The organism is Microcoleus sp. OTE_8_concoct_300 (assembly GCF_031383065.1).
Lineage (GTDB): Bacteria > Cyanobacteriota > Cyanobacteriia > Cyanobacteriales > Microcoleaceae > Microcoleus.
This window is the reverse complement of the sequence record NZ_JANMZH010000385.1, coordinates 1-22,858: the sequence shown is the minus strand read 5'-3', so window position 1 is coordinate 22,858 and position 22,858 is coordinate 1. Positions and strand designations below refer to the sequence as shown.

Here is a 22,858-nt window from a genome sequence, read left to right as displayed (position 1 = left end):
GACAATAATTATGACACAGAAAGCAATTATCTTAACTTTTTTTAACTTTGAGCGATGATAAAACCAGCAATAAGGAAGCCAACAACATCAAAGTTGAAATGGCATTAATCGCTGGCGTCACAGCAAATTTTATCATGCCGTAAACAAATAGCGGCAGCGTCACTGAACCGACGCCGGTAGTAAAGAATGTCACGACAAAATCATCCAGCGACAGAGTAAAAGCCAGGAGTGCCGCGCTGAAAATAGCGGGCCAAATTAGAGGGAGAGTGATGCGCCAAAAAGCCCGCCATTCGTTAGCGCCTAAGTCAAAAGCTGCTTGTTCTAATATCGGATCGAGTTCCGCCAAACGCGCCCTGACAGTAATAGTCACAAAGGAAATATTAAAGACAATGTGACCGATAATTACCGTAGGCAAGCCGAGATTGAGGCGAATTCCCGTGAGATTTTCTACGATCCGAAATACTAGGGTAAAGAAAACTAGCAGCGAAATGCCGATCGTAATTTCGGGCATGATAATCGGCAAAAATAGTAAAGCTTCTACTGCTTTGCGTCCTGGGAAATGAAAGCGTTCGAGTGCTAACGCCAGCATTGTACCAAAAATTGTTGCTAACACAGTCGAAATAGCTGCAATTAGCAAGCTGTTGTTGAGTGCAGTCAAGATTCCGGCGCTGCTGCTGCTAGCAATTCCTAGCGATGTTCCGAGTCCGATTGTACCTGCACCGCCGAATAAACTGCGATACCAGTCAAGGGTAAAACCGCGCCAAACGGCATTGAATCTGGAGGCGTTAAAGGAGTAAATAATTAAGATGAGAATTGGCAAGTAAAGAAAGGAAAATGCTAGCCCAGCTTGTACCCAAAGCCACTTTTTGCCGATCGCCCGCACGAGTAAATCTAGTTTAGTCATTAGTCAAAAATAGGTTAGCCCTCTGGGGTGGGTTTTACAGACAATCTGTGCCTAAGACCAATAATCTCATAAACCCGACCCACCCAACTGTCAATCTCAATTTAGTTGTTTAAGTTTCATCAGACACGCGGGAATAAATTAAAACAGGAATCAATATGATTACCGTCAACAGCATAGAAAGCGCCGACCCAAAAGGCCAGTCGCGGGCTTTTATAAACTGATTTTGAATCAAATTTCCCACCATAATTGTTTTAGATCCGCCCAATATATCCGGTGTGATGAAAGCGCCGACGGCGGGAACAAAAACCAGAATTGAACCTGCAACAATGCCACGAGTGGTCAAGGGTAAAAAGACGCGCCAAAAAGTGCGAATATCATTCGCCCCTAAATCTTGAGCGGCTTCTACTAATGAAAAATTGAAGCGTTCTATGCTAGAATATAAAGGCAGAACCATGAAAGGTAAATAGCCGTAAATAAGACCGATCGCCACAGCGAAAGGCGTAAAAAGCAAGTTTAACGGTTCGCTAATAATTTGCAAGCTTTGCAAGGCTGTGTTAACTACTCCTTCGCTGCGCAGGAGTATTATCCAGGCGTATGTTCTCACTAAAAAGTTAGTCCAAAATGGAATAATTACCAGCAAAAGCAAAGCATTTCGCCAGCGGGGAGAACGGGTGGCAATGAAGAATGCTAGGGGATAGCCAACTAACAAGCAAGCGACCGTTGTCAGAAAAGCCAGCCAGAGCGATCGCCCAATTACTCCTAAGAAAAGTCCACTGCACAAACGCTGGTAGTTGCTAAGAGTAAATATCCAAGTAATGCCCCCGTAAGTACCGCGTTCTAAAAAACTGTACAAAAGTACAATTAGCACTGGCAAAATGAAGAAAACGAGCAGCCATGCGGTAGCGGGAAATAAGAGCAGCAAGAGGTTAGTCTGCTGGCGGTTTTTGACACTCATTATTCACTCAAGCGAAATTTAGCACCTAATCCAACACATTTTATATCAAATCCGCATTTTATGAATTATGTCATCATTAATAAATTATCAAGAGGTACGCAATGTCACCAGAATCGTCAACCCCAAAAATAGTCGTCGTCGGTGCAGGATGGGCCGGTTTAGGCGCTACCTATCACCTAGCCCAGCAAGGCTATGATGTCACCCTGCTAGAAGCAGGCCCTTATCCGGGTGGCTTAGTTGCAGGGTGGAAAACCGCCGGCGGGCGTTCCGTAGAAGCAGGCATTCATGGCTTCTGGTATCCCTACAAAAACATCTTTTCCTTAGTCAAGGAATTAGGACTCGCTCCCTTCACGCCTTGGACTCGTTCTTGTCAGTATTCACCGGCCGGATTGGAAGTAGAATCGCCGATTTTTCAGGACGAACCGATCCTTCCCACACCGTTAGGAACCTTTCTTTACACGCGATTTAAAAGGCTGCCATTAGTCGATCGGCTTTCAGCCTTGCCCTTACTCTACGCCGTCCTAGATTTCGACAATTCCGACGAAGCTTGGCGCAGGTACGATCGCGTCACAGCCCGCGAACTATTCAAACAATTTGGCGTTTCTGCAAGACTGTACCGCGATGCTTTTGAACCGATGTTATTAGTAGGTTTATTTGCACCAGGAGAACAGTGTTCTGCCGCCGCCGCTTTGGGAATGCTTTATTATTTCATCTTAGCACACCAACCGGATTTTGATGTAGTTTGGTGTCGCGGAACTGTCGGAGAAATGATATTTCGTCCCTGGGTCGATATCCTGGAAAAACTCGGTGCAAAAGTATTGACAAAGCAGCGAGTTACTGATTTAATAGTTGACAGCAACAACCGAGCTACAGGCGTTGTTTGCGGCGAAGAAACCTTCGAGGCAGATGCAGTTATTTTTGCAGTTGGCGTCACGGGAATGCAAAAAATTATCACCAGCAGCCCAGCTTTGCAAAGTCGCCAAGAGTTTCGGGACGCGATGAATTTGGGTGCAGTTGACGTGTTAGCTGTTCGCCTGTGGTTTGACAGAAAAATTGACATTCCGCTGCCTTCTAATGCCTGTTTTGGGTTTAGTTCAACTACGGGTTGGACGTTTTTTGATTTGAATGCTTTGCACGACGAATTTCGAGACGAACCGGGAACAGTTGTCGAAGCTGACTTTTATCACGCAAATCAATTAATTCCCCTCAAAGATGAGGAAATTGTTTCCTTAGTTCAGCGGGATTTAGCGACTTGCATTCCGGCTTTTCGGGAGGCAAAAGTAATCGACAGCAGCGCGATTCGGCTGTCGCGGGCAGTGACGCATTTTGCCCCGGGCAGCTATCAGTATTTGTTGCCGGCCGTAACAAGTTATGATAATGTATTCATGAGCGGCGATTGGGTTGTGACCCGTCACGGTTCTTGGTCGCAGGAAAAAGCCTATGTTACTGGTTTGGAGGCGGCAAATTTGGTAATTTCGCGTTTCGGACTTGGGAACAAAGCGGTAATTATTCCCGTGGAAGCTGACGAACCGCACATTCAAATTGGGAGAAAGATTAATCAGTTTACTCGCAGTTTGACTAAAACCTTCATTCCCGATTTTTGGCTGCCATAAGAAGAAGGAAGTTCGGCAACGGATTCTGTAACGGATGTAACGGATGTAACCGATGTCAGGAAGAAGGAAGAAGGAAGAAGGAAGAGGGAATTTCTTGTTTTAAGCAGCGGTAAGGTGCGCAGTGCGCACCCTACATATAGACTAATAACCAATGACCAATGACTAATGATACTATCTTCAAAAAAGAATGCGACTTTAGACAAGCTCGAAACCACGAGCCTCATCAGTCATGGCCAATCTAAAATCTAAAATCTAAAATCTAAAATCGCTTGACTATCGCCAATAAGGCCGGCCCTTCCAAAAAACTCCCACCGTAACTCCGATTAGTGCTTCTTCCGATAAACTTGCTAATAAAGGAGGTATGGGTAGGAATGACTTTAACACCAAACCCAAGAGCACGCACAAAACTAAAACCCACAAACTAGTTCGGTTGAGCAAAAATTGTTGTTGCCAATACTCTAAAAAGTACACTGCTAAAGATCCCATTCCCACTGCTGCTGCAAAAGGTATCAATATCCCCAGGGAGGAATTGTAGAGAAGCGTCACGCCGTTGCGGATTGGCGGCGATTGCGTGAAACCCCAGGCTAAAAATAGCTCCAGTCCAATCACGATTGAGTTGACGAGGGCGGCAATTTGCAGCATTTCTCGCCAAGGTAAGAGTTTTAAGCGCCGCATAAAATTACTCACGATCGGCAGATTAGGTAGGTTCCTTTGATTTTATAACAGTTTTGCGCTGGCGATCGACATTTGAGTCCAATTTGTAAAGTAAAATAAACATAGAGGGCAGTCTCTTGACAAATTAACCCAGAGCATCTGCCTGCTAGTTGTTGGAACCGTGAAAGGAAAAAAGTTATGGTGGAGAACACTGTCGATTGTGCTGTAGCTTGTATCAACGGCTGCATTTTGGGCGACAAGTGCCCGAAGCGGGAATACGCAGAAGCAACGTCCAACTTTATTGAAAATACTTCTCTGGATAAAATGCTAGAAATAGCAGAGGAAGCGGTGAGAAGGAAACGGATGGAACCCCCCAAATGGGTAATTCCTGATTTTCCCGAATAGAATTAGCCTCCCAATTAAAAAGCGATCGCCCGTTTGAAACGAGCGATCGCTTTTTGTATTCCTAATGAAATAGCCGATCGGAATCCATATATTTCCTGGGATAGAAGCTAAAAGCTTAAATAGCAATTATGATGCCACTTAATGACACCCATTAGCAATAACTAAAAATAATTCAGCTCAAGCGAAATTCGGACATTTTAAATTTAATTGAGTTCAAAAACAAACAGGAGCAAGTCTCGTGGCACAGCAAAAGGAACGCAAGGCAAAAACAACAAGAGATGGTGATAATTTGGGCGAATTGCCTCAAGAAATTACCGAATCTTACGGTACCGGCGTCATCGATCAACCGGGATTGAGCCAAGACGACATAACAATTTTGCAGGACAGCAGTTCAGAATACTCTTCCACCAGTTCCCGAATCGGTGGCGAGGATGGCGATCCTGCTGCGGAACAAGAAAGTGCCACTGGCGAGCAATCGGTGGGCGGAACCACGCCTACTCCCGACCTGGATATTGTTGACGAACTCGGAGCCGCTGCGGGCATAGAATTGCCAGATGGGGCTATTTTGCACACAACAGATATGCTTGAACATCGAGATGAAAATCGGTGGGAATTAGACCCGAGTTCTGCGGAAGATTATCAGGAACGACCGGATTTCTAGGTCGAGTTTTTACCCACAAATAGGTAGTATAATAGGAGCGGGTTCACCAGTATCCATACTTCATATCCCAAGTATTTGTAAATCCGCCGCTCCTCACTTTTGCTCTCGCAACACATATCCAACTCCCCGAACAGTATGCAGCAGGCGTTTTGAGTTACTTACTTCTAACTTAATCCGTAAGGAACGAATATACACTTCAATAATGTTTGACTCGCCCATAAAATCGTAACCCCAAACTTTTTCTAAAATTCGGTCGCGGGTAATGACTTGACGGGGATTTTGCAGCATAAATTCTAACAAATCAAACTCTTTGGCAGTGAGTTCAATTAGTTGACTGCCTCGATATACTTCACGGGTTAAACCGTTTAATATTAGGTCTTCAAATTGTAGCTGATCCGGGTCATTTGGTTGAGTTCGGCGCAGACGTGCTTTGACTCTCGCGAGGAGTTCTTCCATACTGAAAGGCTTAGTAACATAATCATCGGCTCCAGCATTTAATCCCGTCACGCGATCGGGTACTTCATCTTTTGCTGTTAACATAATTATTGGTACTTGAACACCAGTCGATCGCAACCTTAAACAGATGTCTAATCCAGAGATACCGGGAAGCATCCAATCTAAAATTAATAAATCCGGTTGAGCATCACGAGCGATCGTTAATCCATCCAATCCATTTGGGGCGACAGTCACGTGATATCCTTCAAGACTAAGTTCTGATTCGATGAACTTTGCCAGTTTAGGGTCATCTTCAACAAGGAGAATGCGATCGCTCATATAGCCTTTCTCAGATAGATGAGGTACAAGTTTAGATTTTAGATTTTAGATTTTAGATTTTAGATTTTAGATTGGGGGATTGGGGATTGGGGGATTGGGGAATTGTTAATTAATTGGTGAATACCTCATCTTTCCGAGAACCCCTATAGCTGCGGATTCCAGACAGGTAAGGTGATAGTAAAAATACTACCTTCTCCCGGTTTAGATCGGAGCGTAATACGTCCTTCCATGCCTTCGATCAGGCTTTTGGCGATCGCCAATCCCAACCCTGTACCGTCTCTAGAGCGCGTCATTGACTCATCCACCCGGTAAAACCGCTCAAAAATCCGGTTTTGATGGGGGAGAGAAATACCAATTCCGCGATCGCCCACATGAATCATCACCTGCTGTTCCTTCTTTTCTAAGAGTAACTCAACTGGTTGTTCCGGAGCAGAATACTTGATTGCATTATCGACTAAGTTAATTAACACTTGTTGTAAACGATCCTGATCCGCACAGGCTACAACATCCTCATCATTTGACACGAAAATAATTTTCCGATTGCTAACTTTTTGACTCATCTGGGCTACCTCAGCCACCAGAGTATTCAGTATCACCGGATTCAAACGAAAGTGCAAGTTGCCACTATCAGCCCGTGCCAAATCGAGCAAATCTTCTAACATCCGAATCGTGCGTTCAGTTTCCCCAACGGCTGTTTCCAGTGCTTCTTGCTGATAGTCACTTAAGTTAGTGCTGCGTCGCAGCAAACTTTGTAAATAACCAACTACAACTGTCAGAGGCGTGCGTAATTCGTGGGAAACATTACCTACAAATTGGCGTTGTTGCTCCCAAGAACCAGATAAGCGAAACAACATCTCATTAAACGTTTGCGCTAGTCCTAAAATCTCATCAGGAGCCTGATGCAGTTGAAGTTTTGCCGCCTGCAAATTATCAGCCGACAAAGTGCTAGCTACCTGACTCATATGTTCCAAAGGATGGAGAGCATGACGAATGCGACTGGCGATCGCCAACATTAACACTAAGATTACCACAATACTGACAACAATTAGACTGCGAATCCCATCATTTAATTGACGTTGCTCATCAGTGATATCTTGAGAGAAATATACCGTACCCAGTAACTCATTTTTAATCCTCAGAGTTCTGCTACAAATCACCAAGTAGCGATCGCCCACCTGAACAAAAGTCGGCTCTGCAGGTACTTCCGTCAACGATATCATCTTCGTAATCTTAGAAGATTGCAGATCCATATCAGGTGAATTTACCAAAAGCATCCCATCATTTCGCTTTACCCACACCATTATTCCTCCTGTGGAAGCTTTATGGACGCTTCGGGTTAAGCCAATTTCTAGTGAACCCATTTCACTATAAAGCTCAACCTGTTCGGGAAAGCGTATTCCAATGTATTCCAGGGTTTGTTTATGAGCACCCACTAGATTTTGCGATCTTTGCCAGCCGGCCCAAAATGCCACACTGCTAAGTCCTAAAATCGAGAGTACCAGCAATTCCAGCGTCAGGCGAAACTGAAGCGAAGAGGTGGAAATTCGCTTGCCAGTGAGAGAGTTGATAGCGACTATAAATTGGCGAATTAGCTTCATTATATCGTCAGGTAGCGAGGAGACTTAAGCATTAAAATTAGGGAAATCCCAACTATAGCAATCAAAAGCAGGAGTTGTGGGAGGGGCCGGAGAGCCCGTCGGGCCTCGAAGCCTGAACCACGCATGAAAGTTGGTCCAGCCGCGATGGCAATCGCCCCGTATATTTGATATTTGTTGATATTTGCTTTCATCAGGCTGCTATCTTAAAAATTTTCCGCAGTACCTTTAATCTGGTTAAACTCAAATCGTCGATCGTAATCTGTTACACCATAAAGATTAAAACTAATGGTTGGTTTATCTCCGAGTGCTTCCACATGATGAATCGCATCTGGCATTAAGCACAAAACGTCACCAGGAGCAAGCAAAATATCTCCCACTGTTGTAATTTTATCGGGAAACTTGCGAGTTGGCGATCGCTGCCAAAAAGTATTTTTCTCCTCTCCATCAAGTAGCGCCACCAGTCCCCAACTGGCATGATTATGAATCGGAGAAACTGCACCCGGAACCCAAGCGACCAACTGCACTGTCAGAGGAAAAAATGGGTCATCATAAAGTGTTTGTACTGCCCAGCCTGTCTCAGAGTCAGGCTCAAGTAGAGCAATTTGAAACCAGGAGGAACTATCTAACAACCTGCGGACAAGGGGACAAATTGCCTGGAGTCGTAAATAATCATCACTAATTTGCTCTAATACATCTTCCAAGTCAGTTAAAAAGCGGTAAAGTCGGTAGGGATGGGTCAAATCTTCAATTTGACTTGTAGCCTCACAAACATGGCACTGTCCATCATTAGTCACTAACCAGTCTTTTCCTGTCATAATTTCTCAACTCGCGGTTAAATTACTGCACTACTAAGTAAGCTGCTACGCATCTAAATTGAATACAGAGACGGGCTCTCCTGCCTGTCCCACAATAATTGTAGAAAAATTTACTGTCAAATTAGATGCACAGCAGCTTAGGAGGGTTGACCTCATAAACCCGGTTTCTCATCAGCAATCTTGGGTTCTGCAACGAGGTATCTAGTAAGAAACCCGGTTTCTAAGCCAAGAGTGCCTCAAGGACTCTCAAGGATAGTCAGGGTTAATCTCCACTCTATAAGACATTCGGGGCAACTAGATGATGCGTTCCTAATTCCCAGATTAATTTTTGCTGAAGAAAGGGACGTATAAAGCATTCAGAGTTTTATCTCCCATCCATCTCTTCCTCATCTAGCACTCATTTTCTTGAGCGTTAATGTAAATAACCTCAAATCTTGAGGAAAACAAAAAGCCATCCGAATTCCCAGAGAGCAAAAACTCTCAAGCAAACATCTGGCGTGGGATTACTAACCATTTATCGGGAAATTAGACACATGAAAGTAAAATACATTACCACGATCGCCATTGCCACCATTCTAGGTTTGGTAACAACTAATGTTAGTTACGCCAATTTCAAGGCTTCCACAAACTTAAACTTTACAACCGTTTCATCCAAGGTTGCACAATCCAACCCTTGTGCGGGTAAAGCCAACCCTTGTGCGGGTAAACCCAATCCTTGTGCGGGTAAAGTCAATCCTTGCGCGGGTAAAGTCAATCCTTGTGCGGGTAAAGCCAATCCTTGCGCTGGTAAAGCCAATCCTTGCGCGGGTAAAAGCAACACAACAACCCTTCATCCTGAGTTCTACACCGAAAAAGGTGTGGCTCTTGATGGTCAGGATGTCGTAGCCTATTTCACCCAAAGCAAATTAGTTATGGGAGTTAGCCAATTTAAACATAATTGGGGTGGAACAACTTGGATGTTTGCTAGTGCAGCAAACCGTGATATGTTTGCTAACAATCCTGAAAAGTATGCTCCTCAATACGGTGGATATTGCGCGCAGGGTACCAGTGAAGGGAATCTTGTTGTGACCCAGCCTGACGCCTGGAAAATCGTTAATGGGAAGCTTTATCTCAACTACGACAAGAAAGTACAAGCACAGTGGATGGGGGATATCCCTGGTCACATTGCTTTAGCAAACAAAAATTGGCCCGCTATTCTGAATAACAAAGAACTGTTCCGCTAAGCTCAAATAGAACTTAGGGCGGGCGGGACGCCCACCCCACAAGAAAATGTCTGGTGGCACAGGCATCTTGCCTGTGGCTGCTCAGGGCGGGCGGGACGCCCACCCCACAACCAATTTGATGTCTGGTGGCACAGGCATCTTGCCTGTGGCTGCTCAGGGCGGGCGGGACGCCCACCCCACAACCAATTTGATGTCTGGCGGCACAGGCATCTTGCCTGTGGCGCCAATTCATAGAATTTGCTGAAACAAAATTATGACTTCATGGCTTAATTATTTGGGCTTTCATCGTCGAAATAGTACCCCCAGAAACCGGATACCGATCGCCACCATCGTCATGTTAGGTTCGGTTATGTTAGCGGGTGGACTGGTCGCTGCTTGGTTTTCCGGTAACGGGACTCTCGATCGTCTATTTGCTCAACTCCAAGCAATGCAGAATCATCCTCCGATGTGGCTGCAAGTGCCGATGGTAATGGGGGAGTATTTGCTAACACCTACGGTCGCTCTGCTGGCGATTTCTTGGGTGATTATGCGGGTTTCGCCCATACCCCGAACCTGGTCGCGGGTTGTAGTTGTGGGAATTTTGTTGATGTTGGTGACTCGTTATCTGCTGTGGCGATCGCTCACAACCTTAAATGTATCCGATCCATTAGATGGAGTCTTTAGCATTGGGTTGTTTCTTCTAGAAATTTTCCTCTTGCTTACCAATATCCTTCAGTTATTTTTGATGTTGTGGGTAAAGGATCGCCGGAGTGAAGCGAATCGGTTGGCCATCGATGTGGTTGAGGGTCGATTCACGCCATCGGTTGACATTTTGATTCCCACTTATAATGAGCCTGCCTATATTCTCAAACGCACGGTAATTGGTTGTCAAGCCCTCGAATATACCAATAAAAAAATATATCTGCTCGATGACACCCGGCGTGAAGAAATCCGGCAACTTGCAGAGGAATTAGGGTGTGAATACATCACTAGACCTAATAATTTCCATGCGAAAGCAGGGAATTTGAATCATGCCTTAGCTTATACTCAAGGAGAGTTAATAGTTGTATTTGATGCCGACTTTATCCCTACCAAAAACTTTCTGATTCGCACCGTTGGTTTCTGCCAAGATCCCACAGTGGCCCTGGTTCAAACGCCTCAAAGTTATTACAATGCTGACCCGATCGCCCGTAACTTAGGCTTAGATAATATTATCACACCGGAAGAAGAGGTTTTTTATCGCCAAATTGAACCTATCAAAGATGGTGCCGGCAGTGTAGTTTGTTCTGGAACTTCCTTTGTGGTGAGACGCAGCGCCTTAGAAGACGCAGGAGGATTTGTCACCGAATCTCTTAGTGAGGATTATTTCACCGGCATTAAACTCTCTGCTAAAGGCTATCGCTTGGTATATCTCAATGAAAAACTCAGCGCTGGCTTGGCAGCAGAAAATATTTCTGCTTACGCCACTCAACGCCTGCGCTGGGCCCGGGGAACCTTACAGGCGTTTTTTATTGATTCCAATCCTCTGACTATTCGCGGACTCAAACCGATTCAGCGACTGGCTCATTTTGAAGGACTTCTGCATTGGTTTACTTGCATTCCCCGCGTGGGTTTTCTGTTGATGCCCTTAGCTTATTCTTTCTTGGGCGTGATTCCCATCCGAGCCAGTGTTCAAGAAATGTTGTACTTTTTTATGCCCTATTATTTAGTGCAGTTAACGGTTTTCTCCTGGTTGAATCATCGATCGCGATCGGCATTACTGTCTGATATTTACTCACTGGTACTAGCGTTCCCGCTGGTTCTGACCATCATTCAGGTGATGCTGTCTCCCTTCTCCAAAGGATTTAACGTCACAGCCAAAGGCACTGTGAGCGATCGCTTTTCCTTCAACTGGAAGTTAGCGCTACCGTTGCTGCTATTATTTATTCCCAATGCGATCAGCTTGTGGCACGTTCTGGGAACCTGTTTGATTCAAGTTCAGATGCACGCATCAGAGCCTGAAATCATCCAGCATTTCAAAGGGTTGGGGATTGGTTGGATTTGGAGCGCCTACAACCTTTTAATTATGAGCATCACGCTGTTAATTTTGTTAGACGCTCCTAAATCAGATCGGTATGAATGGTTTGATTTGCGTCGATTGGTACGGCTGGCGATCGATGGACAAATTTTGTGGGGCGTGACTACTTTCATTTCTGAAGTGGGGGTTCACGTAGAGATGACTCAAGCCCTATTGCCTGTTATTATTACAGGAGAAACACTCCCAGTGACACTAAAAATTCTGGAAGATAATTTGAGCTTACAAGGGCAAATCGCTCAGATTGACTTGAGTGGTGAATTTCCCTCTGTACAGATCCACTTTTACAAATTGGATCTTGCTCAACATCGGTGTCTGGTGGAGATGTTGTTTTGCCGTCCAGGTCAATGGAAACGTCCTTGCGCTCCTGGTGAGTTAAAGTCTCTGTTCCTGCTATTTGGGATTTTGTTTAAGCCTCGGATTTTGTTCGATCGCGATCGGGCGATCGATTTCCTGAAGGTCTCAAAAGTTTAGTTTTATCAACTTGAAAAACGAAAAGGTGCTGTATGGAATTTAAAGATTTTATGGCTTTGCTGCATCCTATTTTAGCTGTAGCGATTGTTTTTCCTATGCTTGGTGTTGTTCTCAATATGGCGTGGCAAACCATGCAGCGTCGCAAGCAAATTGCGATCGACACCAAGAGCAAAATTCCACCTGTAGTCGGTCCAGAACACGTCAAAGCAGGTCGAATTCTGTCAGGTTCTGTGGTAGGAGTGACATTGTTGGGTCTAGCCTACCCGATTTTTGAGCATATTTGGAGCGAACAGGTTTGGAGCAAAAACTCCTTTCAGGTCATTTTCATTGTGCTGATGTTTGTTGCAACTGTCACCTCTTTGGTCATGCTATATCGAGCTAAACCCGCTTTATGGCGCGGCATATTTGCGACGCTAACAGGTACTGGTTTGGTGATTCTGGGCACTCAAGATGGCGTTTATCGGCGAACCAATGAATGGTATTGGTCTCACTACTACATTGGCATCACCGCTGCGCTAATTATGGTTTTCTCCCTTGCCATCATTCAAGACATTTACAAAGACCGCTCAAATCGCTGGCGCACTATCCATGTGATATTGAACTCGATCGCTGTGCTGCTCTTTCTGGGACAGGGAATGACCGGAACCAGGGATTTATTAGAAATTCCTCTGAACTGGCAGAAACCCTATATTTATACCTGTGATTTCACCAATAAGACCTGCCCAAAACCGTGAGCGATCCCATTACTTCGAGATTCAAGTCAAAAATTCGTATAAATTAGACCAATAAACCCGGTTTCTGAATCTAATGAAGTTTTGGGATCAACAGAAGTGAGAACGAGAAACCGAGTTTACGAGGGCCGGGTGCGTCAGTCCTAATCAGTCAGAAATCTTAATCATTGTTAATCATTGCGAGCCAAACCCTGAAGGCTAACTTGCAAAATCGACAAACCCAAAATTAGCAAAAACAAAACCAGCCCGATCGTACAAGCATAGCCAATTTCCAAATCCTTAAAAGCCCGTTCGTAAAGATAATAAACAACAGTCTTAGAACTATTGCGAGGGCCGCCCTGAGTCATAATATAAACTTCTTCAAAAACCTTAGTAGCAGAAATTGCCGAAATTACCGCTACTAAAACTAGATACGGCTTCATCAGCGGCACAGTAATATCCCAGTGCTTGCCCAAACCATCAGAACCATCAATAGCAGCCGCCTCATAAAGTTCTGCCGGAATAGCTTGCAGCCCTGCTAAATAAATCACCATGTAATAGCCCAATCCTTTCCAGATAGTAACTGCCATGACGCTAAAGATTGCTAACTTCGGATTAGCCAGCCAAGAAACAGGAGGTAAACCAAACAATTCCCCCAACTGATTAAGCAGTCCAGTCTCAGCAAACAGCCACTTCCAAGCAATCCCGGCGACAACCATTGAAATCACCGCCGGTGTGTAGTATGCGGCTCGAAACCAGTTCATCCCCTTAAGTTTTTGATTGCACAAAATCGCCATTCCCAACGGCACAACAACCAATACAGGCACCACGCAGGTGAGATACAGCAGCGTATTCGTCAAAGTTTGCCAAAATACTCGATCGCCCCACAACCTGTAAAAATTCTTTAAACCCACCCACTGCGGCATTTGAGTTAAATCATATTCGTAGTTGGTAAAACTCAAATAAAAAGCTTGCACTGCAGGCCACAAAACAGTCAAACTCAAAATAAATAAAGCAGGTAGCAAAAACAAATAAGGAGTCAGGTTCCGTCGCAAAAAAGTCACAGACATAAATTAGTTATTAGTTATTGGTTATTGTTTTACTCATCATACCAAATTCAGTTGCATCGGAATGATTAAACCGCGAAGACGCGAAGAGCGCGAAGGAAGAAATGTATTTTTTTCTTTCTCTTCCTTCGCGTCCTTTGCGTCTTCGCGGTTCATTTAATCTTACTCAATATTGGTTTACTCGTTACCAGGCCTAGCCTGGAAGTTATAAATCACCAAGCGTACCTCATTTTACTAAGAAGTGCTATATGTTATTTAACTCCAGAGAACAAACCCTGCCAGTCTCCGGGAGGACTGCCATTTTCCCCCTCTTTCACCTCAAAAGTAACGTTGCAAGCTTGAGGCTGTTCCAAGGCTTGCACACACAATTCTGCAATATCTTCCCGACTGACTTTGCCCCTAATATTGTCTCCTTGCTCAAATATTAAAGCTTTGCCTCCCGGTTCTTCAGTCAAAGCGCAAGGTCTGACAACAGTATAAGGTATGCCGCTCGATCGCACACAATCTTCGCCTTTCAACTTCCAAGTCAAAATCCCCCCCAACATATCATTCATTCTGACTGCCGGCGGTTCTTCTTCCAAGTTAATTCCCGGGCGGCCCGGGCGGGTAACTCCTGCCGAACTCACCATCACAAATCGCGGCAAAGTCTGTCCCCCATAAGCTTTAACAGATTCTAACTCGAGTTGAAAAATACCCGGTGTAAATTTCGGGTTGAGCGCGCCGTCATATTCAAACTTGCTCAACATTAACTGAAAAGAAAAAATACTACTGCCATCAAATTTAGAGCCATCCTTAACAGTTTTCGCGCGGAATACTGGAATTAACTCATCAAAAGGAACAGTGACAGTAATCCAGATATTGTAAACAGTATCAAACGAATAGCAATAGCCAATTCCATCCCATTTAGCTTCGTTGCGAACAATCAATTTGTAGCGCTTGCCGTCTCCTTTGACACGCAGTTGGAGGCCGCTAAATCCTGCGAGAGCGATGGGAGGATCGAAGTTACGGGTACGCACCGAAGCAAAGCCGCCCGAGTTGGCAGTAGAAACATTGCCTGTGAATATAGCTGTATTGTCTGTCAGCCGGATCGAACTTTCGCTGGTGCCGCCCATTACGATGTCGTCGAGGGCACCCCAAGTTTCTTTTAAATCTTGGCTGGGTTTTGTGAAGTCAAAAATTGTTTTTTCGCCTGCTTGAATTAGCTGGCGGCGAACAGCTTGCACTAAATTATTGAGACCTTTGTATTCAACGATTTCGGGAACATCAACCACTTCCGGCATATAAAATTTCATGCCTTGATAGTATTTTTCCCTGGTTGGGGTGTCTCCTTCTACTGGTTGAACTTTGGTGCCGGTGCAGCAGATAACTGCTTCTATGCGCTCGGTTACTAATGGTGTTAGGGTTTCTGGCAGAGTGATATCTCCTTCGACTAATTCGACATTTTTGCCGAGAATTTCTGTTGCTCTTTTGGTATCTCTGACGAGGCAGCGTACTCTATATCCCCGCTGTTGCAGCCGCTTCACAACTCGCTTCCCGACGCCGCCGGTGGCACCGGCTACCAGTATCAGTTTGGGTTGGTCTTTTTTAGTGTTGCTGCTGCTGCCAAAGAGTTGTTGCAGCCAGCTAATGCTGCCAATGAAGGGAATGACGCCGAAATAAGCCAAGGTTTTGAGAAACCTGCCGGCATCCCATTGGGCGGTATTTTTTTCAGTCACAGTCGCTTCCTCTGAATTGGCTCAAATCTACTTAGCTACTTTTGTATTTTAATTGAATTTTCTATTTTTGAATTTGGGCGACTCCCTACCCTCCCCGAAGGCGCGCGCGAACGAGATAGCAACGCTGGCGCGGACTTTTTTTTCACTTCACAATGGGTTTGGGATGAGTTTGGTTCAAGGGAATCTCAATAATCAACTCGGTTCCCTCTCCGGGGGCTGAATTGCAAGTCAATTTGCCGCCGTGTTGTTCCACCACAATTTCGTGGCTAATCGTCAAACCTATCCCCGCACCTTTGCCCACCGGTTTTGTGGTAAAAAACGGCTCAAATATTTTCTGGCGAACTGTTTGAGTCATGCCCCAACCGTTGTCCTCGATCCGAACTGCTACGGCTTTTCCTCCCGGACAAATTTCAGTCACGATCCGAATTTGTCCGCACTTGACTGGCTCTTCTTTGTCCCCGCAGTGGGACGATAAATTATGGTTGACAAAGGCATCTTCGAGAGCATCTATGGCATTTGTCAGTACATTCATAAATACTTGGTTGATTTGAACTGCGTAACACTCAACCAAAGGCAGAGAGCCATATTCTTTGATGAGATGAATTGCTGGGCGATCGGGCTTCGGTTTGAGTCGGTTGCTCAAAATCAGCAAAGCGCTGTCCAATCCGTCGTGAATGTCAACTGGTTTAAGGTCTGCTTCGTCAATTCTAGAGAAGTTTCGCAGCGACTGAACTATCTCGCGGATGCGGTTAGCTCCTACTTTCATAGAACCCAGCAACTTCGGTAAGTCTTCAACTATAAACTCTAATTCTACTGCTTCTATTTGTGCTTGAATTTCTGGCGAATGCGACGGATAGTGCTGCTCGTAAAGCTGCAATAAATCGATCATTTTGTGACTGTATTCATTGGCATAGCTAAGATTTCCGTATATGAAGTTAATCGGGTTAGTGACTTCATAAGCTACCGCCGACACCAACTGGCCCAAACTTGACATTCTTTCGCTTTGCACCAATTGAGTTTGCGCCCGCTTAAGCTCGGACATCGCTGTTTTTAAATGAGCTGTTTTTTCGCGTTCTCTGGCGACTGATTCTTCTAGTGCTCTATTTAATTTTTCGAGTTTGTCGATTTGGCGCAGCACTATATTAATCATTGCTTTTTTCAGTTCCAATGCAGCGTCTATTTCGCATTGTTTCCAAGGCAACGATTTGTACCTCACATTTTCTTTCCACAGCTCGAAGGATTTCCGAGGAGACAGTCGATGGTTGCCATCTTCATCTGTTTGAAGTGTTTTGTTGGGGTTGCCCGCCCAATTTACGGTCTTAATTACTTCCGGGCGAAACCACAAAACGTATATTTTCGGAGTCGGCGATATTGCTATGGCCAAACACCCGCTGGCCGTGTCTTTAAATTCCTCAGCTTCTGGATAGCATTTGGTCAGCGAGTCTGTATAAAAAATTTCTTGCTTTAGGTGCTTTTGCACCCACTGAGTTAAGTATTTGAGCGATTCTCCCTGAGGTGTTTGCCCGACTCGATAGCACTGGTCTCCAAATACTATTGCTGCTCCCTGGGCGTTGACTGCTTCCAGCAAATTATGCTGACAGTTAACTAACACTTGTGACAAGTTTTCCGAGGTGGATATGTCTTCAAAAATTTTGGTTTGAAGAGATTTTAAGTGTAGTTTGTAGTCGTAGTCTTCGTTTCCTTCTTTTGATTGCAGTTCTAAGGACATTACTTGCCCTATAAATTCGCAGGCTGCGCGCAATTCATAGTTGAGGTATTTTGGTGTATAGTTGTGGCAAGCAATCAATCCCCACAGTTTTTTGTCTTTGATTAACGAGATTGACATGGAAGCTGCAACGCCCATATTTTGCAGGTATTCTATGTGAATGGGAGAAACGCTTCTCAACACGCTGAAACTGAGGTCTCGGGGCTGGGTGGTAACAGCATTTTTTCCTGAAACAATGGGGACTGGTTGATAATTAATATCTGGGATTAACCTCAGCCAATTTAACGAATACAGTTGTCTGGCTTGTTTGGGAATATCTGAGCTGGGGTAGTTTAATCCTAAGAAAGGATTCAGCTTTTCTGCTTTGTCTTCAGCGATCACAGCGCCGTTGCCTTCGGGGTCTAATTGATAGACCATAACTCTATCAAATCCCGATATTTGCCTAACTTCTTCTACAGTCACTTGACATAAGTCCTTGAGATTTTTGGCGCTTTGAATTTTGCTGACAGTGGCTCTCACTGAATGATAAAAGCTAAAAACCGAAAGATTTTCTGGGCTGGTGGCTAATTCTAACTCGACCATCAACACTTCTTGTACTCGGTGAAGGATGCAGTCAAATTCTAAAGATTTACCTGGTCTTTCGACATAGAGTTTAATGGGATTGACGGTTTTTAAGTTTTCATTCCGCAAACAGGCCTTGAGTTTTTCTAGTTGAACTCGATCGAATAATAAGCTCAAATCTTGACCGATCGCACTTTCGGGAGCGAATCCTAACAAATGCAGCGTATTTTCGCTGACTTGCAGTATTTCTAGTTGAGGTTCTTGTACAACAAGTAGCACCCCGTGTGGCTGAATGTGTCCCGATATGTGAATGGGTTCTCTATCGCAGTTTGTCAAGTCAACTTCTTCAAGCGCGGGAATTGTGATTTGTCGAGCCATTTTATTTATTTTCCGATGTAAAATTTCGAGAGGGTTCTATTGATTGTAGATGTGAGATCAAATAGGCTTTTCCATAATAATTTCCTATTGTTCGATCGCATAACGGCTCGCTCTCTTGACGGACGCTGACAATCAATCATCCCAGAATCAACGAGGCTTCAATGATTGAGTCGAAAATCTGCCTGCCGTTGTGTTGCTGCCAGACCGGCCTGAGCCTTTTAGATTTTACCGACTTGGCTTTTGTATACCCTTGATCCCTGATGTTAATTATCGCAGCAATTGTTGCCATTCTTCAAGAACTTTTAATGATTTTTCACAAATTTAATATTTGTGGTAAAATTTAGCCAGCAGGAAAAGGGGGAGAGAAATGCGTCTCCAGAGTGGCCTACTGAGGAAAATATTAAGTTAAAGTAAGGGTGACAAGCTCTGAAAGTCAACTCACGTTACGCTCTTTCAGTATATCCAATAGGCCCGACAATTAGACTAATGCTCGACTTCAATACAGTTACTGAGTTTTCTCATACCTACTGCATAGCTATCTGTGCCTTTTTAGTTCCGGCAAACTTGCTGACTACTTTGCAGACAGCGATTTTGACAGGACTAAACCGACCTCGAATACAAGTTTGGGCGTCTGTGGTTGTGGCCAGCCTTTGGGCGACAGCAATGATATTTCACGTTTTTACCTGGTTCGCGATCGGGGTAGTAATGCCTCCGACATACATCTTGCTAGTTATGGCAATCACTTGTCTGACAATTAATGTCTGGGCGATCGCTCATCCTGCAAGCATGATGCAATTAATTCGAGTTGCGGTATCAGTTGTTAGGGGAGGTTTCAGAAGGAAGAAGGATTTAGTAATCTTGGAGAGAAGGATTTAGTAATCTTGGAACTCAAAAAGAATTTGGCCGGGGGTAATGTGAAAGATATCAGGGAGAATATTGGTTTGACAAGAAAGTTTTCCCTGGTTCCAAATCTGGGCTCAGAGTCCAGATTTTATAATGATTATTCCGGTTCGCGATCGCGACAATCTTCTGTTTCCGGGCCGCGGGGGTGGATCGTGCAGTTGAGCAGGTAGCCACCGTCCCTTCTGCCGTAATAGTAGCGGCATCCGGTGCAAATTGCGGGAGGTTCGATCGCACTTTGGTAAACCGGATAATCTCCTGTCGCCAGCAGCGAAAAGTCGCGCTGCGTCTGAACAGTCCCGATAATAGCGCCTGAGAGTTCAACAGCTTGGCGGATGTTTTCGATCCTGGTGTAAGGTGGCAGGTAAAGGTCAATACAAAGGCGTAGACCCAAGCCTTCCTGCTCGTGGCGGGTAATAGTGCCTCCCAGCAAACCGACGCGCGAGACAATAGCTGAGGAAAATTCGCCCAGTGAAGTGCAGTAACCGGAGAAAACGTGAATATGTTCGTCCGTAGTAGCTCTGACAGTCAGGCGAGTGGGAATCAGCACTCTCAGGTAAGCGTCGAGTTCGTCAAAAACCGGTTCCGCGAGGGAGAGCATTTGGTTTGCGTCTTCGTGGTTGAGCCCAAAACCCTTAGAAACCTTGTATACGAGGGCTGTTAAAATTTCAAAAACTTCGATTAACAGCGATTGCAGCCTGCTATCAACGGCGATCGGACATTCTCGGAGCTGTTTTAAATAATGCTCCAAGCGATGGGCAATTCGCTGAATGCTGCTAAATCCGAGCATAGCGGCTCCCCCTTTAATCGAGTGCGAGGCTCGGATCAGGTGGTGTATCCTTTGGGGAGCTGGGACGGTGTTTTGCAGGTCCTGCAAGCCTTGTTCGATGATTTGGAGGTGTTCTGTGGCTTCTTCGAGAAAGTACCCGATGATGCGCTGTAGTTGTTCTGGCAGCATAATTTTATTCTCCGAAAGGCACCCGAGTATCATTAGTCATTTGTCATTAGCCAGACATTTGATAGTTTGGAACCGATTTTTAAGTGACGAGTTATTTTTGTTTTTAAACCCTAATCTGTTTTATTCTGACTCACGGCAACTTTCGTGGCAATGTTGAAAAAAGTTAAGTGTTAACTGTTGACTGTGATTTTTTTGCTCCGAGGGTAGCGGTTGCTACCCCCAACAGCAGCACCGCAGCACCTGCGAGTACCGCCAGGGCCGGCACTTCCCCAAACAGCAAATAACCCAAAAAACTCGCCGCCACCGGTTCAAACAAAATGGCAAGAGTTACCAGAGTTGGGGAAATCTGCACTACAGCCCAGTTCAAAATGGTGTGGCCGACTAATTGAGGCAAAGCGGCCGTTAACAAAATATAAAAATATACAATGTGCGAATAATCGGTATAACTGGTGCCGAAGACGAAGGGGAGAGGCAGCAGGACGATCGCAGCAACAGTATAGGCGATCGCGATATAGCCAGCAATTCCCAGTCCCCGCCGCTGAGCTTCCCGGCCCAGCAGCAAATACAAGCTGACGGCCCAGGAACCAGCCAGAGCCAGGAAATCGCCCAGCAGTTGGCTGCTGCCGGCATTGGCTGCACCCGCGCTACCTCGGGCGATCGCCATTCCCCCAGCCAGGGCTATAGTAATGCCAACGATCGACATTTTGCTGAGTTTTTCCCCGAACCAGAAGCGCGACAACAGCGCTACCCAGACAGGATTAGTGGTGACGAGGGCAGTCGAGGCGGCGATCGAAGTATAAGAAAGTGAGGTAATCCAGAGGGCAAAGTGCAGGGCGAGACACAAACCCGCAGCAGCAGCATAGCGCCGAGCTCCCGGTTGCAGGGCGTTCCACTGAATTTTCGGCCAAGCCGGAAGCAGAATTAAAGCAGATAAACTCAGGCGAGAGGCCGCAAGTACCAGACTGAAACCGAAGCCCCCCGCCCCTGCTTCCAAGTTAGCCAGCCGGATTAAGATTGAGGAAGTTGAGACGGCTAAAACGCCAATAATTAACACTAGGGCGATCGACCAATTCGGCGGTTGTTTCGGAAGATTCATTTTTTAGGCATTGGGCATTGGGAAAATTTACAAACCAATTTTCGCACAAATTATGAATAATTTCTATTCTCTTCTTCTCCTCTCCTCTCCTCTCTTCCTTCGTGTTCTTCGCGCCTTCGCGGTTCGTTAAAAAAAGCCCGCTCGCGAAGCAAAAAAAAAAATCCTACTCAATAATTATTAATAGAGAGCGCGCCTAAAATTCCCTGACCTCTGTTATAGTTTCAATACCGCAAGAAACGATTTCCCCACTTACAATTTATAACTATCTATGGCTCCTACAGTTTTGATTACAGGCGCTTCTCAAGGAAGCGGCAAAGCAACAGCACTTTTATTTGCAAGTAAAGGTTACGATGTGGTGATGGTGGCTCGCCAGCCAGAAAGATTGGCAGCAGCAGCGGCTCAAGTGCAGCGAGAAGGCACTTCGGCTGTAGCTATCCCGGGGGATGTTGGCGACAGTCAACAAGTGCGCGCGATCGTCCAAAAAGCCCTAGATGCCTGCGGCAACATCGATGTTTTGGTTAACAATGCCGGCATTTGTCTCACGGGGGCGATCGAGCACACTACCTCCGAAGACTGGCAGCAATTAATGAATACCAATTTTTGGGGCTGCGTTAACACAATTCAAGAAATTTTGCCACATTTTCTGCAACGAAAAACAGGGACAATAGTCAATGTTGGTTCCATTGGTGGCAAAATGCCCTTGCCTCACATGACTGCTTATTGCGCCAGCAAATATGCAGTAACCGGTTTAACAGAAACTTTGCGATTGGAATTAGCGCCTCAAGGCATTCACGTTTGCGCCGTGCATCCGGGCATGATTAACAGTGATTTTTTAGAAAGAGCTCAATTTCGCGATCGAGACGAACCCGCAGTCGAATTGCGCCGCCAGAAAATGACCGAACTGCTGAAATCTGACTGGACTAATCAGCCGGAAGATATTGCTAAAGCTATCTGGGATGCTGTGGAAAATCAGCGGGCAGAAGTTACAGTCGGCTCTGCTTTTCTGGCGTCAGAGGCTTATCGATTGTTCCCCGGTTTGATGCAGTGGGCAATGGAAAAGGGCAAGTTATAATCCTAATTGGTAATTGGTAAGGTGCGCCATAAGCACCAGACAAATTATTAGTAACGCCCATGAGTCCTAGGGGCCGCTTCATTTGAATATATACAACTAAAAAAAGAGACTGTTAAACCCGCCCCGAACACTATAATGGCAAGCAAACCAGGAAATACCACCATGCAAATCAAAGCACTTGCCGTTAAAAAAACCGGGGGATTGCTTGAAGAATACAAATTCGATGTCGAACCTCCCAAATTACATGAATGTCTGATAAAAGTGTTAACTTGCGGCATTTGTTACTCTGACTTGCACATGATTGACAACGATTGGGGCCAATCAAAATATCCCCTTCAGGCCACGAAGTTAGGAATGAGAATTAAATAACTTCCACAAGTTTGTGGGATGGGCGTCCCGCCCGTCCTTTTTGGACGGGCGGGACGCCCATCCCACAAACTTGTGGAAGTTATTTAATTCTCATTCCTAACTTCGTGGCCTGAAGGGGATATTTTGATTGGCCCCAATCGTTGTCAATCATGTGCAAGTCAGAGTAACAAATGCCGC

The 22,858-nt window shown here is 45.2% G+C and carries 21 protein-coding genes; 10 read left to right on the top strand and 11 right to left on the bottom strand.

Going from position 1 to position 22,858, the window contains the following annotated elements; translation table 11 throughout:
- Window positions 1-31 precede the first annotated feature (31 nt).
- Both ACUVJL_RS17190 and ACUVJL_RS17185 read right to left on the bottom strand, forming a co-directional pair.
- Complete coding sequence (locus tag ACUVJL_RS17190; protein ID WP_445246963.1) at window positions 32-904, bottom strand: ABC transporter permease; 873 nt, start codon at window positions 902-904, stop codon at window positions 32-34.
- Between the two features lie 109 nt (window positions 905-1,013).
- Window positions 1,014-1,859, bottom strand: coding sequence for an ABC transporter permease (locus ACUVJL_RS17185; protein ID WP_445246962.1), 846 nt, complete (start codon window positions 1,857-1,859; stop codon window positions 1,014-1,016).
- Between the two features lie 101 nt (window positions 1,860-1,960).
- Between ACUVJL_RS17185 and ACUVJL_RS17180 the strand changes: the two genes are divergently transcribed.
- Window positions 1,961-3,472, top strand: coding sequence for a hydroxysqualene dehydroxylase (locus ACUVJL_RS17180; RefSeq protein WP_445246961.1), 1,512 nt, complete (start codon window positions 1,961-1,963; stop codon window positions 3,470-3,472).
- Window positions 3,473-3,745: 273 nt separating this feature from the next.
- On the opposite strand, the gene ACUVJL_RS17175 is transcribed toward ACUVJL_RS17180, so the two are convergent.
- Window positions 3,746-4,147 (bottom strand): peptide chain release factor 1, encoded by a 402-nt coding sequence (locus ACUVJL_RS17175; RefSeq protein ID WP_445246960.1) that lies wholly within the window; start codon window positions 4,145-4,147, stop codon window positions 3,746-3,748.
- Window positions 4,148-4,324: 177 nt separating this feature from the next.
- Between ACUVJL_RS17175 and ACUVJL_RS17170 the strand changes: the two genes are divergently transcribed.
- Together ACUVJL_RS17170 and ACUVJL_RS17165 are read left to right on the top strand one after the other, a co-directional pair.
- Window positions 4,325-4,531 carry a hypothetical protein gene (locus tag ACUVJL_RS17170; protein WP_445246959.1) on the top strand — a complete coding sequence of 69 codons (207 nt, stop codon included), beginning with the start codon at window positions 4,325-4,327 and terminating at the stop codon, window positions 4,529-4,531.
- 238 nt (window positions 4,532-4,769) lie between these two features.
- Window positions 4,770-5,192 (top strand): DUF6335 family protein, encoded by a 423-nt coding sequence (locus tag ACUVJL_RS17165; protein WP_445246958.1) that lies wholly within the window; start codon window positions 4,770-4,772, stop codon window positions 5,190-5,192.
- A gap of 93 nt (window positions 5,193-5,285) precedes the next feature.
- Here ACUVJL_RS17165 and ACUVJL_RS17160 read toward each other — a convergent pair whose 3' ends face one another.
- The 3 genes from ACUVJL_RS17160 to ACUVJL_RS17150 form a co-directional block, all read right to left on the bottom strand.
- Window positions 5,286-5,966, bottom strand: coding sequence for a response regulator transcription factor (locus tag ACUVJL_RS17160; protein ID WP_445246957.1), 681 nt, complete (start codon window positions 5,964-5,966; stop codon window positions 5,286-5,288).
- A gap of 143 nt (window positions 5,967-6,109) precedes the next feature.
- Window positions 6,110-7,564, bottom strand: coding sequence for a HAMP domain-containing sensor histidine kinase (locus ACUVJL_RS17155; RefSeq protein ID WP_445246956.1), 1,455 nt, complete (start codon window positions 7,562-7,564; stop codon window positions 6,110-6,112).
- A 203-nt stretch (window positions 7,565-7,767) separates the two neighbouring features.
- Window positions 7,768-8,379: a cupin gene (locus tag ACUVJL_RS17150; protein ID WP_445246955.1), complete on the bottom strand. Its 612-nt coding sequence runs from the start codon at window positions 8,377-8,379 to the stop codon at window positions 7,768-7,770.
- 533 nt (window positions 8,380-8,912) lie between these two features.
- On the opposite strand from ACUVJL_RS17150, the gene ACUVJL_RS17145 reads away from it, so the two are divergent.
- Genes ACUVJL_RS17145 through ACUVJL_RS17130 form a run of 4 tightly spaced genes read left to right on the top strand, consistent with a single transcriptional unit; the run spans window position 8,913 to window position 12,863 of the window.
- Window positions 8,913-9,602, top strand: coding sequence for a YHS domain-containing (seleno)protein (locus tag ACUVJL_RS17145; RefSeq protein WP_445246954.1), 690 nt, complete (start codon window positions 8,913-8,915; stop codon window positions 9,600-9,602).
- Window positions 9,603-9,648: 46 nt separating this feature from the next.
- Window positions 9,649-9,846: a hypothetical protein gene (locus ACUVJL_RS17140; RefSeq protein ID WP_445246953.1), complete on the top strand. Its 198-nt coding sequence runs from the start codon at window positions 9,649-9,651 to the stop codon at window positions 9,844-9,846.
- A gap of 9 nt (window positions 9,847-9,855) precedes the next feature.
- On the top strand, window positions 9,856-12,129 hold the full coding sequence (locus tag ACUVJL_RS17135) for a glycosyltransferase (protein ID WP_445246952.1): 2,274 nt from the start codon (window positions 9,856-9,858) through the stop codon (window positions 12,127-12,129).
- A 32-nt stretch (window positions 12,130-12,161) separates the two neighbouring features.
- On the top strand, window positions 12,162-12,863 hold the full coding sequence (locus tag ACUVJL_RS17130; RefSeq protein ID WP_445246951.1) for a DUF4079 domain-containing protein: 702 nt from the start codon (window positions 12,162-12,164) through the stop codon (window positions 12,861-12,863).
- A 167-nt stretch (window positions 12,864-13,030) separates the two neighbouring features.
- Here the strand turns inward: ACUVJL_RS17130 and ACUVJL_RS17125 are convergent, their stop codons facing one another.
- The 3 genes from ACUVJL_RS17125 to ACUVJL_RS17115 form a co-directional block, all read right to left on the bottom strand.
- The gene (locus ACUVJL_RS17125; protein WP_445246950.1) at window positions 13,031-13,909 is read right to left on the bottom strand and encodes a carbohydrate ABC transporter permease; all 879 of its coding nucleotides are present in this window, start codon (window positions 13,907-13,909) and stop codon (window positions 13,031-13,033) included.
- Between the two features lie 248 nt (window positions 13,910-14,157).
- The gene (locus tag ACUVJL_RS17120; RefSeq protein ID WP_445246949.1) at window positions 14,158-15,621 is read right to left on the bottom strand and encodes a CIA30 family protein; all 1,464 of its coding nucleotides are present in this window, start codon (window positions 15,619-15,621) and stop codon (window positions 14,158-14,160) included.
- Window positions 15,622-15,763: 142 nt separating this feature from the next.
- A complete protein-coding gene (locus tag ACUVJL_RS17115; protein ID WP_445246948.1) occupies window positions 15,764-18,286 on the bottom strand; it encodes an ATP-binding protein in 2,523 nt (840 codons plus the stop codon).
- Window positions 18,287-18,772: 486 nt separating this feature from the next.
- On the opposite strand from ACUVJL_RS17115, the gene ACUVJL_RS17110 reads away from it, so the two are divergent.
- A complete protein-coding gene (locus ACUVJL_RS17110; RefSeq protein WP_445246947.1) occupies window positions 18,773-19,162 on the top strand; it encodes a hypothetical protein in 390 nt (129 codons plus the stop codon).
- A 124-nt stretch (window positions 19,163-19,286) separates the two neighbouring features.
- On the opposite strand, the gene ACUVJL_RS17105 is transcribed toward ACUVJL_RS17110, so the two are convergent.
- Window positions 19,287-20,144, bottom strand: a complete 858-nt coding sequence (locus ACUVJL_RS17105; RefSeq protein ID WP_445246946.1) for an Hpt domain-containing protein — start codon at window positions 20,142-20,144, stop codon at window positions 19,287-19,289.
- Between the two features lie 163 nt (window positions 20,145-20,307).
- Window positions 20,308-21,240: a DMT family transporter gene (locus ACUVJL_RS17100; RefSeq protein ID WP_445246945.1), complete on the bottom strand. Its 933-nt coding sequence runs from the start codon at window positions 21,238-21,240 to the stop codon at window positions 20,308-20,310.
- Window positions 21,241-21,508: 268 nt separating this feature from the next.
- Here ACUVJL_RS17100 and ACUVJL_RS17095 point away from each other — a divergent pair, with 268 nt between their 5' ends.
- Window positions 21,509-22,312 carry an SDR family NAD(P)-dependent oxidoreductase gene (locus ACUVJL_RS17095; protein WP_445246944.1) on the top strand — a complete coding sequence of 268 codons (804 nt, stop codon included), beginning with the start codon at window positions 21,509-21,511 and terminating at the stop codon, window positions 22,310-22,312.
- A 135-nt stretch (window positions 22,313-22,447) separates the two neighbouring features.
- The gene (locus tag ACUVJL_RS17090; RefSeq protein ID WP_445246943.1) at window positions 22,448-22,681 is read left to right on the top strand and encodes a hypothetical protein; all 234 of its coding nucleotides are present in this window, start codon (window positions 22,448-22,450) and stop codon (window positions 22,679-22,681) included.
- The last annotated feature ends 177 nt before the right edge of the window (window positions 22,682-22,858 follow it).

Bases quoted from the DNA above. Each gene is read 5' to 3' on its own strand.
- ACUVJL_RS17135 (WP_445246952.1), top strand. From the start codon at position 9,856: ATGACTTCATGGCTTAATTATTTGGGCTTTCATCGTCGAAATAGTACC.
- ACUVJL_RS17090 (WP_445246943.1), top strand. From the start codon at position 22,448: ATGGCAAGCAAACCAGGAAATACCACCATGCAAATCAAAGCACTTGCC.
- ACUVJL_RS17175 (WP_445246960.1), bottom strand. From the start codon at position 4,147: ATGCGGCGCTTAAAACTCTTACCTTGGCGAGAAATGCTGCAAATTGCC.
- ACUVJL_RS17190 (WP_445246963.1), bottom strand. From the start codon at position 904: ATGACTAAACTAGATTTACTCGTGCGGGCGATCGGCAAAAAGTGGCTT.
- ACUVJL_RS17105 (WP_445246946.1), bottom strand. From the start codon at position 20,144: ATGCTGCCAGAACAACTACAGCGCATCATCGGGTACTTTCTCGAAGAA.
- ACUVJL_RS17095 (WP_445246944.1), top strand. From the start codon at position 21,509: ATGGCTCCTACAGTTTTGATTACAGGCGCTTCTCAAGGAAGCGGCAAA.
- ACUVJL_RS17100 (WP_445246945.1), bottom strand. From the start codon at position 21,240: ATGAATCTTCCGAAACAACCGCCGAATTGGTCGATCGCCCTAGTGTTA.
- ACUVJL_RS17180 (WP_445246961.1), top strand. From the start codon at position 1,961: ATGTCACCAGAATCGTCAACCCCAAAAATAGTCGTCGTCGGTGCAGGA.
- ACUVJL_RS17110 (WP_445246947.1), top strand. From the start codon at position 18,773: ATGCTCGACTTCAATACAGTTACTGAGTTTTCTCATACCTACTGCATA.
- ACUVJL_RS17115 (WP_445246948.1), bottom strand. From the start codon at position 18,286: ATGGCTCGACAAATCACAATTCCCGCGCTTGAAGAAGTTGACTTGACA.
- ACUVJL_RS17160 (WP_445246957.1), bottom strand. From the start codon at position 5,966: ATGAGCGATCGCATTCTCCTTGTTGAAGATGACCCTAAACTGGCAAAG.
- ACUVJL_RS17140 (WP_445246953.1), top strand. From the start codon at position 9,649: ATGTCTGGTGGCACAGGCATCTTGCCTGTGGCTGCTCAGGGCGGGCGG.
- ACUVJL_RS17170 (WP_445246959.1), top strand. From the start codon at position 4,325: ATGGTGGAGAACACTGTCGATTGTGCTGTAGCTTGTATCAACGGCTGC.
- ACUVJL_RS17150 (WP_445246955.1), bottom strand. From the start codon at position 8,379: ATGACAGGAAAAGACTGGTTAGTGACTAATGATGGACAGTGCCATGTT.
- ACUVJL_RS17125 (WP_445246950.1), bottom strand. From the start codon at position 13,909: ATGTCTGTGACTTTTTTGCGACGGAACCTGACTCCTTATTTGTTTTTG.
- ACUVJL_RS17185 (WP_445246962.1), bottom strand. From the start codon at position 1,859: ATGAGTGTCAAAAACCGCCAGCAGACTAACCTCTTGCTGCTCTTATTT.
- ACUVJL_RS17145 (WP_445246954.1), top strand. From the start codon at position 8,913: ATGAAAGTAAAATACATTACCACGATCGCCATTGCCACCATTCTAGGT.
- ACUVJL_RS17155 (WP_445246956.1), bottom strand. From the start codon at position 7,564: ATGAAGCTAATTCGCCAATTTATAGTCGCTATCAACTCTCTCACTGGC.
- ACUVJL_RS17130 (WP_445246951.1), top strand. From the start codon at position 12,162: ATGGAATTTAAAGATTTTATGGCTTTGCTGCATCCTATTTTAGCTGTA.